6 protein-coding genes are annotated in these 13734 nt (G+C 44.3%); all 6 read left to right on the top strand.

Going from position 1 to position 13734, the window contains the following annotated elements; genetic code table 11:
- Positions 1-33: 33 nt before the first annotated feature.
- The 6 genes from Q0590_RS13900 (at position 34) to Q0590_RS13925 (ending at position 13730) form a co-directional block, all read left to right on the top strand.
- The gene (locus Q0590_RS13900; RefSeq protein WP_302038161.1) at positions 34-2418 is read left to right on the top strand and encodes an ABC transporter permease; all 2385 of its coding nucleotides are present in this window, start codon (positions 34-36) and stop codon (positions 2416-2418) included.
- 86 nt (positions 2419-2504) lie between these two features.
- A complete protein-coding gene (locus Q0590_RS13905) occupies positions 2505-4913 on the top strand; it encodes an ABC transporter permease (RefSeq protein WP_302038162.1) in 2409 nt (802 codons plus the stop codon).
- Positions 4914-5029: 116 nt separating this feature from the next.
- Entirely contained in the window at positions 5030-7429 is a 2400-nt protein-coding gene (locus tag Q0590_RS13910; protein ID WP_302038163.1) for an ABC transporter permease, read from the top strand.
- 224 nt (positions 7430-7653) lie between these two features.
- Entirely contained in the window at positions 7654-8559 is a 906-nt protein-coding gene (locus Q0590_RS13915; RefSeq protein ID WP_302038164.1) for a TolB-like translocation protein, read from the top strand.
- 308 nt (positions 8560-8867) lie between these two features.
- Complete coding sequence (locus Q0590_RS13920) at positions 8868-11249, top strand: ABC transporter permease (protein ID WP_302038165.1); 2382 nt, start codon at positions 8868-8870, stop codon at positions 11247-11249.
- A 78-nt stretch (positions 11250-11327) separates the two neighbouring features.
- Positions 11328-13730 (top strand): ABC transporter permease, encoded by a 2403-nt coding sequence (locus Q0590_RS13925; protein WP_302038166.1) that lies wholly within the window; start codon positions 11328-11330, stop codon positions 13728-13730.
- Positions 13731-13734: the final 4 nt, after the last annotated feature.

Below are 13734 nucleotides of genomic sequence, written 5' to 3' on the forward strand. Positions count from 1 at the left end.
ACCTAATCATTAGTCATTAACCATCATAAAACCATGATAAAAAATTATATAACTATCGCCCTGCGGAACTTCAGCAAACACCGGATATACACCTTGCTGAACATATCCGGGCTAGCCGTAAGCCTGGCTGTGGCCACCTTAATCATGCTGTATATCCGGCAGGAGCAGAGCTATGATACCTGGATTCCGAATGCGGAGAACATGTACAGGGTATACCGGCAATGGGGTGGAGGCCCGGGGGGAAGTGCCTGGACTCCGCCACCGCTGGCACCTACCATGAAGCAGCTGTTTCCGGAAGTAGAGGCTGCTACCAGTCTGGCTAACAATGGCCAGATACTGCTGACGACAGAAGAAAATAAATCACTCTATACCCAGTTAGCCGTTACCACCGACAGTAGTTTTCTAAAGGTCTTTCGTTTACCCTTAATCCATGGAGACAGGCATACAGCCTTAAATCAACCTTTCTCGGCCGTGCTTACCCAGCCATTAGCTCAGAAACTTTATGGACAGGAAAATCCGGTGGGCAAAACCTTACGGGTAAACGATAAACAAGATTATAAAATTACCGGGGTACTGGCTCCCTATGCCGGGAAAACACACCTGGAAGCCGAAATTTACTACACAGATCCAGGCAGCTATTTTGAATCATGGGGTGGCAATAATCCTGAAACCTATGTAGCCCTTCATGCCCAATCGAGTATTGATGCTTTAGAGGCAAAAGTAACAAAAGTAGCCACCGACCGCACAAAAGAAGAAGCCGCCAAATACAACGTGAAATATGGGCAACTGCCAGACTGGAAATTGCAACCGCTGAAAGCCATTTATCTACATTCCGACGACATGGGCGGCCCTTTCACCATTAAAGGAGATTACCGCAATTCTGTTATTCTGGGTACGGTAGCTATTGTGATATTACTTATTGCCAGTATCAATTATATGAATCTGGCCACCGCTCAGGCAGCCAAACGGGCAAAAGAGGTAGGTGTTCGTAAAGTAACCGGAGCTTCCCGCCAGGAGTTGGTTACTCAATTTTTGTCAGAATCGGGATTGCAAAGTCTGGCCTGTGTGCCTTTGGTGATCTTACTGGCATACCTGTTCCTGCCAGCTTTCAATATCGTTACTAACAAACACTTGCAGCTGGAATGGACGCAGTGGATAGATATAAGCCCCTATCTGCTGATGTTAGTGCTGCTTCTGGGCATAGTTTCGGGTTTGTACCCGGCATTTTTTCTGTCGTCGTACCGTCCGGTAGAAGTGCTGAAAGGAAAAGGGTTGCAGCGTGACCGGGGGCAGTTTTTACGGCAGGGTCTGGTCATTGCGCAGTTTGCGATGGCTATTACAGTAGCAATTGTGATGAGCTTTATTTACCGGCAGGTACGGTATATGCAAGACCAGGAACTAGGCTTTGCGGCTGAGCAAATTTTAGTAGTGCCTATCAATACTCCGGAAGCGGTAGATCAGATACAAGCCTTAAAGTCCGAAATGATGCAGAACCCCAGGATAGCTGGAATTACTGTAGCTTCCAGCCTGCCTGGTACCTGGAGTCCGGATAATATGTTTAAAATTGCCGGGGTAGAGGAAGACCAGGATGCGTTTATGTACTGGACAGATCCTGATTTCATAAAAACAATGGATTTGCAAATGATACAAGGGCAGTTTTTCTCCTGGCAGGATTACACAGATACTACCGGCCGGTCTTTTATTGTAAATGAAGCTTTCGTCCGCAGATACAACCTGCAAAATCCGGTGGGCCATCCGATAGGCTCCAGCGGCCAGGAAAAGCTGGGTACCATTATTGGCGTAGTGAAAGATTTTCATTTTCAGAGCCTGCAGTTAAAGATAGAGCCGCTTATTATGCTGCCTAATTTAAAATCGCGTGGAGCCAGATATGCAGCTATCCGCATGGCTTCGCAGGACATCCGGTCTACGGTAACTTATGTAGAAAACTTCTGGAAACGCATAGAGCCGGCTCATCCTGTACAGTATAGCTTCCTTAACGAAGATTTTTCCAGACTCTATGATAACCAGACGCGGCTAGGCCAAACCTTATTGTATACCACCTTGCTCACTATTTTCATTGCGGCTTTAGGCTTATTTGGCCTGGCTTCTTTTATGGCTGAGCAGCGGGTAAAAGAGATTGGGGTGCGCAAAGTACTAGGCGCCTCCATGAGCCAGATTATCCTGCTGTTAGGCAAAGATTTTCTGAAACTGGTATTGATTGGCGGCTTGGTAGCCGTTCCGGCTGCCTTATGGATCACTAATGAATGGCTGGCGAATTTTGCCTACCAGATTACAATTAGCCCGGCTCCATTTCTCATAGCCATAGCTGTATCCTTAGTGGTAGCTGCCCTCACTGTAAGTGGCCGGGCTATTAAAGCCGCCCTAATGAACCCTGTCAAAAGCCTGCGGAATGAATAATGATGAATGATTATTGACCAATGAACATATACCATAAGTAACACTTGGCTAATCATTTATCATTAGTCATTAACCATCTTAATCCTATGTTAAAGAATTATTTCATCATTGCCTTCAGGAGTTTGCTCCGGCATAAAGTATTCTCTCTGATCAATATCTGGGGCCTGGCTATTGGTATGGCGGCTTGCCTGCTGATTGTGCTGTTTATTGCTGATGAACTACAATTCGACCAGCACCATGTGAAGAAGCAGCGGATATACAGGGTAGAAGGGGCTTCTATACGGGGCGGGCAGAACATGGAGCCCTTTGCTAAAACTAATTTTGGCCTGGCTCCTTTGCTGCAAACGGCTTTTCCGGCTATAGAGAGTTATGTGCGGATGGATATTGTGCCAGACCTCGTGAAATACAAGAATCAGCAGTTTATTGAAGGGCGGATTGGCTTTGCTGACAGCACCTTTTTTGATATCTTCTCTTTCCAGTTTGTACAAGGGAACCCTGCGAATGCTTTAGATGAACCTAATTCGGTAGTCATTACTGAAAACATAGCCAGAAAATATTTTGGTGCGGAGAGTCCGCTGGATAAGCAGTTAACCATTAATGAAGATCTGGTGAAAGTGACTGGGGTTATTAAAGAAGCCCCCCGTACATCACATTTCCAGGTAGATCTGGTCGTCTCTATCCGCACAGTTGAACCCCGCTATCCGGACTGGATGCGCCATCCACGAAGCGGAGGCACTTCTCACTATACATATGTGCTTCTTCCGGAGAATTATAACTCGCAAACCATAGAATCGCAGTTCAACGGCTTTATTAACAAATATGTGGGGGAGAATGCCACTAATTATATGCAATTAACTCTTCAGCCGCTCACCAACATTCATCTCTACTCTCAATCTAACGATCAGATAGAAGCCAATGGCAGTATTACCTATGTCTATATTTTTGCAGCAGTGGCATTCATCATTCTGCTCATTGCCTGCATCAATTACATGAACCTGACTACGGCCCGGTCTATAGAACGGGCAAAAGAAGTAGGCTTACGGAAAGTAGTAGGTGCCAGCAAATCTCAACTGATTTCTCAGTTCCTGGGTGAATCTGTGCTTATTTCTATCCTGGCTCTGATGGTGGCCTATGTCATAGCTTTTCTGGCTATGCCCTGGTTCAATGAACTTTCCGGAAAAGAACTCTCGGTTAGCTTTACCAATAACCTCTGGATAGCTGTTGGGTTATTTACTTTTTCTTTATTAGTCGGATTGCTGGCAGGCAGTTATCCGGCATTCTTCCTGTCTGCTTTTAAAATGACAAGTGTGCTAAAGGGGAATGTCACCAAAACCGGAAGCAGCTCTCTGGCTTTACGGAAGAGCCTGGTGGTGATGCAGTTTGGTATATCTATTATCCTGATTGTGTCTACGCTGCTTATTTCTACCCAGATGCAGTTTATCCGGAACACCAAATTAGGCATCAACACCGATCAGATCCTGACTATTCCCTTATCATCCAAGGTATCTGCCAGGTTTGAAGCAGTAAAATCAGCGTTGCTGCAAAACAGCCAGGTGCTGGGTGTAACAGGTGCCAACAATGAACTGACAACCGGCCGTACAAACTGGCGGCAGTACAAGGTAAGAGACAATACTAAGGAAGAAATCAGTATTGCTACCATGGATGTAGATCCGGATTTCTTCAAAACCTTGCAAACAGAAATTATTGCCGGCCGTGGGTTCTCTAAAGATTTTCCTTCCGATGTAAAAGATGCCTGGGTGGTTAATGAAACAGCTGCTAAATTCCTGAACCTGGACAATCCGGTAAATGAACCTCTTTCAGGCAATGTATTTAATGGAAAAGACTGGGGTATGAAACAAGGACGGATTATTGGCGTAGTGAAAGATTTTCATTTTTCTTCGTTGCATAATGAAATTAAGCCGGCGGTGTTTAACTTATCTTCTCCGGTATCTAATCCTATACAGTTTATGTGGGTTCGTATCCAAGGAAAAGATATGCCTGCCACCATTGGTTTTATTGAACGTACCTGGAAAAAGTTTGACGCTGAGTTTCCGCTGCAATATTCCTTTATGGATGAAGATATACAGAACCTCTATGTGGCGGAACAACGGTTTCTGCAAGTGTTTATCACCTTTGCCACCCTGGCTATCTTCATTGCCTGCCTGGGCATATTCGGGTTGGCTTCTTACACTGCTACGCAGCGCACCAAAGAAATAGGTATCCGCAAAGTATTAGGCGCTTCGGTGCCGTCTATTGTGCTGCTGCTTTCTAAAGATTTTACCCGGCTTGTGCTTCTGTCATTTATTATAGCTGCACCCATTGCATGGTATATGATGCACCAGTGGCTACAGAACTTTGCTTACCGCATAGATATTGGCCCCAGTGTATTCATAATCTCAGGTTTACTAGCCTTACTTATTGCCTGGCTTACGGTTAGCTACCAATCTGTTAAAACGGCCCTGATGAACCCCATCAAAAGCCTCCGGAATGAATAAGTAAAGGCAGAGCGCAGAGGGAAAGTTTATATATTTGAATATATCTTTTAGTGTACTGCCCTTTGCGCTCTGCCAATATTTCTTGTTACTCATTACTCATTAACTACTCTACCCGCATGTTCAAGAACTACCTCACGATTGCTATACGTACATTGCTGAAAAATAAAGTGTTTTCCCTGATTAATGTGGCTGGCCTGGCCATGGCCACCACAGCTTTTCTGCTGATTATCTATTATGTGCAGTTTGAGTACAGTTATGAGAGTTTTCATACCAAGGCAGACCGTATTTACCGCGTAACCCTGGATTTATACAAAGGGGCTGAGTATGTAGCAACCGACTGCGAAACCTATCCTGCTTTAGCGCCAACGTTGAAAACACAAATGCCGGAAGTGGCCGATTATGTACGTGTTCAGCAGATAGGGCAATGTGAAGCAGGAATGAAAGAAAAATCCATACTGGTAGAACGGGTATACGCCGCAGACCCTTCTCTGTTTTCTATGTTTAGTTTTTCATTTCTGAAAGGCAATCCGGCTGAAGCTTTACGACAGCCGATGCAGGCGGTACTTACCGAAACAGTAGCCAGGAAAATTTTTGGCAGTACAGACGTAGTAGGCCAGGTATTTCACGTAAAGCCGCTTGCTGATAATGTAATGGTAACAGGTGTTATTGAGGATATTGCAGAGAATACGCACCTGAAACTGGACATTATTCTCTCCTTTCTTACCCTTGAAAAACTTGGCTGGGACATGAATAACTGGAATGGAAATAATAATTATACCTATGTGGAGCTAACGCCCGGAACTTCCCTCGCGCAGCTTAACCAGGCCCTGAAAACTATCTCCGGAGAAAGGCTGAAAAACGAAGTACTAACCGCTGAGCCTATCAAAAATATTCACCTGTACTCTCACAAAGAGTTTGAACCCGAAGTAAACGGAGATATACAAATCGTTCATTTCCTGCTGGCTATTGCCTTTGTCATCCTGCTGATTGGCTTAATCAATTACGTAAACCTAACTACCGCCAGAGTAATGGAACGGACCAAAGAAGTAGGCATCCGCAAAACCCTGGGTTCGTCTAAACTATCCCTTATTCATCAGTTTCTGGTAGAATCAGCCATAATTAATATAGCTGCCCTGCTGCTTTCTTTACTTCTCATACAAATCTGCCTGCCCTTATACACAGAGATTATTGGCAAACCCATTCCCACTACTATTTTTCAAAGTCCGGATTTCTGGTATACCCTGGCTTTTACTTTTCTTATAAACAACTTGCTTTCCGGTATTTATCCGGCCATATTTTTATCTTCCGCCAGGCCAAGCCTCATTTTGCAAAAAAGATTTTCTGGTACTCACCAGAGTAGCTATTTACGTAAAGGACTGGTTATAACAGAGTTTGCTGCTTCCGTTATACTAATTGCTACCACCTTTATTGTGTACCAGCAGGTACATTTTATGCGAAGCCAGCAACTAGGCATGGATGCCAGCCAGATTCTGGTGGTAACATCACCTGCTATGAGCAGTGGTGATTCGGTTTCTTTACTCACCAAAGAGGTTTTTAGAAATGAACTGTTAAAAAATCCATATGTTCAACAGGTAGCCGGATCAGGTTCTGTCCCTGGCGTAAGCGTACATGAACTGAATACCAATAACTCAATTGTCCGGTATGGGTCAGATGACAAAGGCGGATATAATTACTATATGTACGGGATTGATCACCAATTTATTCCTACTCTTGAAATTGAAATGGCAGCCGGCCGTAATTTTTTTGAATCTTCCCCCAATTCCGGAAATGTGATCGTTAATGAAGAGGCAGCCAGACAACTGGGTTTTGCTTCACCTGCGCAGGCTTTAGGCGGAAAGATCAGTTTGCGAGCAACAGATGCAGGGTATTCAACCATTGTAGGGGTGATCAAAAACTTCCATCAGCGTTCGCTGAAAGAGACCCATTTGCCCATGATTTACTGGTACAGTGGCAATTATAATACTTTCTATTCGATCAAAATAGACACCAGGCATGCCAAAGACATCATAGCAGCTACTGAAAATACCTGGCAACGATTATTTCCAGGGCAAACGGTTAACTATTATTTCCTTGATGAAATGTTTGACCAGCAATACAAAAGCGAATTTCAATTTGGCAAAATCACCAGTATATTTTCAGGTCTGGCTATATTCATTGCCTGTTTGGGCTTATTCGGCCTGGCTTCCTTTGCTATATCCAGGCGTACCAAAGAAATTGGCGTGCGCAAGGTACTAGGGGCTTCGGTAGGAAATATTGTAGTGCTGCTTTCCAAGGATTTTCTACAGCTTGTGCTTATTGCCTTTGGCCTAGCAGCGCCGCTTGCCTGGTATGGGCTGCATCAATGGTTGCAGAATTTTGCTTACCGTATTAATGTAAGCCCCTGGTTACTGATACTGGCAGGCGTACTCACCGGAATTATTGCTTTACTCACCATCAGTTTCCAGGCCATCAAAGCAGCTTTGGCTAATCCGGTAAACAGCCTGCGCAATGAGTGAGTCTATAAGGTAATTTCATGCTTCAGAAAGAAAAAACTTTCTTATGGGTGTGCGGAAAGTGTGCGTAATTAAACACATACCTGATCAGTTACCTGCCAAAACGGCTCTTTTTAGCTTATATACGCCTTTTTAAGATTGGCAAAGGCTTTGTATTTCCAGTAAGTAAAGCAGGCGTAATACCTGCGCCATGCCATTCAGTTTGTTCCTCACCTAAACAATTGTATATGAAGTCCATTCTCTTACTTTCTATGCTCTTACTATTTGTAAGTAGGCTATGCCTGGGCCAAACAGCTGCCAATACAGCTATTAGTTACCTGAATCAGGAGCCGCCTGGCCTTACACCTAAGCTGTTTGCTCCGGGTATCGTATCTCTGAAAGACCGCTATGAGTTTGGGTCGGTATTCTCACATGATGGAAAAGAGTTTTATTATGCGGTGGAGATTGCGCAACGGCCACATATCGAATATATGAAGTTTGAAAATAATAAATGGAGGGAGCCGGTAAAGTTGCTGAGCAGTGATAAATATGGCTATAATGATCCTTTTCTGTCGCCTGATGAACAAAAGCTGTTTTTTATCTCCGACCAGGCCATGGATGGAAAGGGAGACAAGAAAGATATAGACATCTGGTATGTGCAGCGGGAAAAAAACGGGTGGTCGAAACCGATTAATGCGGGAAAAGAAATAAACTCTGCCCATAACGAGTATTACATTTCTTTTACCAAAGAAGGGACGATGTATTACTCTTCCAACAAAGAAGCTGAAGATGTAAAGTCTAAAAAGTATGATATTTACCACTCTCCTTTCGTAAAAACTGCTTTTAGCTCCTCTACTAAATTAGGCAGTGCCATTAATACTGATCATTACGAAGCAGATGTTTTTGTCTCTCCAGAAGAAGATTACCTGATCTATTGTGCAGAAAGGCCGGATGGATATGGCCGCGGAGACTTGTTTATTAGCTTTAAAGATGCAAAAGGCCAGTGGACAAAGGCAAAAAATATGGGAAATGCGGTAAACACGCAAGGCTATGAATTCTGCCCGTTTGTAACAGCTGATGGAAAGTATCTGTTCTTTTCCAAAGATGGGGACATTTATTGGGTAGATGCCAAAGTAATCAGCCAATTAAAATAAGCAGTAAATGCAGGCATGGTGTAAAGGGCTAAAAGATATATTCAGAAAATTCATTCTCTGCTCCTTCACCAGGCATTATACCTTAATCTACTGTTCACCTGCGTGCAGCCAGTGTTCATTTCCGGACACCTTCATTGGAGAGATATAATTAATGTATATTGTAATGTGCTGATTATTAGATATTTATTGTAAGGGCAAATTTATTGTGAGCATATTCTGCGCAGGTGCAACTTAATAGCTTCAAAGAGTCAAAAGAGATTCTTGCAAATCATATAATCCTTTAACGCCAGGTTCAGAATCATACGCCTATGCTACGCAACTACTTAACCATTGCCTTCCGGAACTTGTTGAAAAACAAAGTATATTCCTCCATTAATATTGTGGGTTTATCTATTGGGATGGCCGTAGCTATGCTTATTGGCCTTTGGATCTGGGATGAACTTTCGTTCAACAAGTATCACCAGCATTACAACCGGCTGACGCAGGTATGGATGACTCAGACCTGGAATGGGGAGGTAAACCCGCAAAAGGCTATGCCTTTTCCACTGGCAAATGAACTCCGCACTAAATTTAAAGACGATTTTCCTTATGTGGCGATGAGTTCGTGGTGGGGAGACTATATACTGGCCTATGGAGATAAAAAAATTACCAGAACGGGTACAGCAGCAGAGCCTGATTTACCAGTAATGTTAAGCCTGAAAATGTTGCAAGGCACCCGTAACGGACTTACCGACCCCTCTTCTATACTTATTTCCCAGTCACTGGCTACCACCCTTTTTGGCGATGAAGATGCGATGAATAAGGTGATAAAAGTAGACAACAAATTAAATGTGAAAGTGACCGGGGTGTATGAGGATTTGCCGCATAACTCAGATTTTCATGAGTTGTTGTTTATGATTCCCTGGCAACTGCATGTATCCACGCATGAATGGATAAAAAATTCACAAGATGCCTGGGATAGTAATTCGTACCAGATTTTTGCACAACTAAGCCCACAGGCAGATGCTACCCAACTTTCAGCCAAAATCCGCAACGTCATTAAGGACCACCTGAAAGAAGATAAATTTGCTACACAACAGGTTTTTCTGCATCCGATGAATTTGTGGCATCTGCATTCAGAATTTAAGAATGGTGTAGTTTCCGGCGGAAGAATCGAGTTTGTATGGCTGTTTGGCATTATCGGCGTATTTGTGTTGCTGCTGGCCTGCATCAACTTTATGAATCTTTCTACCGCACGTTCTGAAAAGCGGGCAAAAGAAGTAGGTATCCGCAAAACATTAGGTTCTATCCGCCAGCAACTCATTTATCAATTCCTGAGTGAATCTATCTTAATGACTCTATTGGCCTTTGCTCTGGCATTGGCCTGGGTAATACTTGCCTTGCCTGCGTTCAATGAAGTAGCTGATAAAGCCATCGTGCTTCCCTGGAGCAATTCCGTTTTCTGGGTGCTATGCCTGAGTTTTACAGTACTCACCGGACTTATTGCAGGCAGTTATCCGGCTTTTTATTTATCCTCTTTCAATCCGGTAAAAGTCTTGAAAGGCACCTTCCGGGCCGGACGTTATGCGGCTATTCCCCGCAAAGCATTGGTAGTACTCCAGTTTACAGTTTCTATCAGTCTTATCATCGGAACAATGGTTGTATTCCGGCAGGTACAACATGCCAAAAACCGCCCGGTAGGCTACTCCAGAGAGGGATTGTTGTATGTAAATATGAATACCAAAGAAATCTACGACAATTATGAGGCATTAAAAAATGACCTGCTGGCCAGTGGGGCGGTAGAATCCGTTTGCGTGTCGTCTAGCCCGGTTACCAATGTGTTTTCTACCAATGGTGGGTTTGAATGGCCCGGCAAAGATCCTAATCAGAGTGTGATGCTGGGTACTATAGCCGGCGATTATGGCTATGGCAAAACAGTAGGTTTTCAGCTCATTTCCGGAAGAGATTTCTCCAAGGATTTTTCTACCGATTCCTCAGCCATTATCCTTAATGAAAAGGCTGCAAAGTTTATGGGACTTGAGAATCCGGTAGGCCAAACCATTAAATGGCATAAAGACGCCTATCATGTTATTGGGGTAGTAAAAGATATGGTAATGGATTCGCCGTATTCACCGGTGCTGCCTACCGTATTTCTGTTAAAACCCGACTGGGCAGGCCTGGTAAATGTGAGAATTACCCCTGCTTTGAGTACCCGCGAAGCCCTGAGCCGCATTACGCCTATCTTTCAGCAACATGATCCTGGCAGCCCATTCGACTATAAGTTTGCCGATCAGGAATATGACTTAAAATTTAAGAGTGAAGAACGCATTGGCCAGCTGGCAAGTTTTTTTGCTGCACTAGCCATATTTATCAGTTGCCTGGGTTTATTCGGTCTGGCTTCTTTCACTGCTGAGCAGCGGGTAAAAGAAATTGGGGTGCGCAAAGTTTTGGGTGCTTCTATCCTGGATTTGTGGATGCTGCTTTCCAAAGATTTTGTAAGCCTGGTGCTTGTTTCCCTGCTGATTGCTGTGCCTGTTGCCTGGTACCTGATGTACATCTGGCTGCAGCGGTATGAGTACCGGTCGGGCATATCATGGTGGATTATGGTAAGTTCGGCGGCAGGGGCTCTGCTGATTACACTGCTTACGGTTAGCTATCAATCTATCAAAGCTGCGCTGGCTAATCCGGTAAAAAGCTTGCGCAATGAATAATGACGATTAATGAATGAATACCTATTATCGAGTAATGCCTGAGTAATCAGTAGTCATTATTCACTAATCACTATACCTATGTTAAAGAACTATGTAACGATTGCGCTGCGGAATATAAGCCGGCACAAAGGCTATACGGCCCTGAATGTTGCCGGGCTGGCGGTGGGTATTGCCTCCTGTATTCTTATCTTTTTCTTCATCCGCAATGAGCTGAGTTATGACACCTACCACCAGGATGCTGACCGCATTTACCGGGTAGCCATCGATATTCAAAGCAAGGCGGATAACCGCATATTTGCCAAAACATCTGCTCCGCTTGTTGAGGCCCTCAAAAAAGATTTTCCGCAGGTAGAAGAAGCCGTGCAGTTGTGGCAATGGAACAGCCAGCTGGTAAAATACGGCGAAGAAAAGAGTTTTTATGAAGATAACTTGTTTCTTACCACGCCTGATATCTTTACTGTATTTACCATTCCGTTGCTGAAAGGTGATTCCAGAACAGCCCTAAGCCGGCCTTTAACAGTGGTGCTTGCCGAAGAAACTGCCCGGAAATACTTTGGCCAGGAAGAACCGGTAGGGAAAATGCTGAAAATAAATGATAAGCAGTATGAGGTAACAGGCGTAATGGCTAGGCTGCCCTATAACAGCCACCTGAACTTGAACATGCTTACCTCCATAACGATGCTGCAAAACGAAGCCTGGTACCAGGATGAAGCCGCCAACTGGCATTCTACTATGTTTTTTACCTATATCAAAGTGAAAGAGAACATAAATCTGCCTCTATTTGAAAAGCAAGTGGCTACAGCTGCCAATGCATATGTAGGAGACCTGCTAAAAGAATGGGTAGTGAATTACGTGTTTTTTCTGCAGCCGGTAACAGACATCCATCTGCATTCTAACCTGAGTGGCGAAGCCGAAGTGCCAGGCAGTGCTATGAATGTGTATATTCTGTCGGTAGTTGCGGTACTTATTTTATTAATCGCCTCCCTTAATTATATTAACCTGACTACTGCCCAGGCGGCTAACCGGGCGAAGGAAGTAGGCATACGGAAAGTAGTAGGGGCTTCCAGAACTCCACTGGTATTCCAGTTTATAGCTGAATCATTATTGCTTACCCTGGCTGCTTTGCTGATGGCTCTAGGAATGGTGTATACCGTGCATCCCTGGTTTGAAGCCCTTTCCGGACAAACAATAGATTTGGGTCAGGTAATTACACCTCAGGCAGTGGTTACGCTGCTTGGTGCTACCGTGTTGCTGGGCATTAGCTCGGCCGCCTATCCGGCCCTGTTTTTATCATCGTTCCGCCCGGTATCAGTATTGAAGGGAAAGCTCAGCATGGGAGCCAAAGGAGCTACTTTGCGAAAAGTTTTAGTGGTATGCCAGTTTACCATTTCCCTGATGCTGATGGCAGGCACCATTATGGTATACCGGCAGCTCAATTTTATGAAAAATGAGAACCTGGGCTTTTCCAAAGAGCAAGTAGTAGTACTTCCGGTGAGGGGAGGGGCTTCTATTAAGGAGAATTATGAGCAAATAAAAAATGAGTTTAAAAGCCATTCTTCTATTGCAGAAGCCACTACGTCGGCCAGTGTACCAGGGAGAGGCGTAGATAATTTTGCTATTGCCCTGATGGATGAAGCCGATGACAAGGGCCAGTCAATGTACTACCTGTTTGTAGATTTTGATTTTCTGAAGCTGTACAACATTGGCCTGGTGGCCGGACGGGCATTTGATAAAACACGGGCCACCGATGCCGAAAGTACTTTCATGATTAATGAAAAAGCAGTGAAGGCTTTTGGCTGGGCTTCGCCGGAAGAAGCAATCGGGAAGAAATTAAGCACTGGCTTTGGCCGGGATGGGGAAATTATTGGTGTTTATAAAGATTTTCATTACCGCTCGCTGCAAGCCCCCATTGAGCCGCTGGTAATGGCCGTGAATATAGCTAGGTTCAACCACATCAGCCTGAAAGTGCAGACAAAAGAAATCGCTTCTACCATGGCTTTTGTAGAGAAAAAGTGGAAAGAGCTTTTCCCGAACCATCCCTTTGAGTATTTCTTTCTGGATGAGGAGTTTAATAAGCAATATGCTGCCGATGAGAAAATTGGCCGTACGTTTCTGGTATTTACAGGTATAGCTATTGGAGTAGCTTGCTTGGGCTTATTCGGCCTGGCTACCTTCACTGCTGCCCAACGCACCAAAGAAATAGGCGTACGCAAAGTATTAGGAGCCACGGTACCCAACATTGTGCTGCTGCTCTCCAGAGAGTTTACCAGACTGGTCATTATTGCTTTTCTGATTGCTACCCCGCTTTCGTATGTGCTGATAGATAAATGGCTCGAAAACTTTGCTACGCGCATTGGCATTGGCTGGGATACTTTTGTAATAGCCGGAGCCGGGGTGTTGCTGATTGCCTTGCTTACGGTAAGTTATCAATCCATTAAAGCGGCGCTGGCCAATCCTGTGCAAAGTTTACGGAATGAATAATAAC

Source organism: Rhodocytophaga aerolata (genome assembly GCF_030503435.1).
GTDB classification, from domain to species: Bacteria; Bacteroidota; Bacteroidia; order Cytophagales; family 172606-1; genus Rhodocytophaga; species Rhodocytophaga aerolata.

Bases quoted from the DNA above. Each gene is read 5' to 3' on its own strand.
- Q0590_RS13900 (WP_302038161.1), top strand. From the start codon at position 34: ATGATAAAAAATTATATAACTATCGCCCTGCGGAACTTCAGCAAACAC.
- Q0590_RS13905 (WP_302038162.1), top strand. From the start codon at position 2,505: ATGTTAAAGAATTATTTCATCATTGCCTTCAGGAGTTTGCTCCGGCAT.
- Q0590_RS13910 (WP_302038163.1), top strand. From the start codon at position 5,030: ATGTTCAAGAACTACCTCACGATTGCTATACGTACATTGCTGAAAAAT.
- Q0590_RS13915 (WP_302038164.1), top strand. From the start codon at position 7,654: ATGAAGTCCATTCTCTTACTTTCTATGCTCTTACTATTTGTAAGTAGG.
- Q0590_RS13920 (WP_302038165.1), top strand. From the start codon at position 8,868: ATGCTACGCAACTACTTAACCATTGCCTTCCGGAACTTGTTGAAAAAC.
- Q0590_RS13925 (WP_302038166.1), top strand. From the start codon at position 11,328: ATGTTAAAGAACTATGTAACGATTGCGCTGCGGAATATAAGCCGGCAC.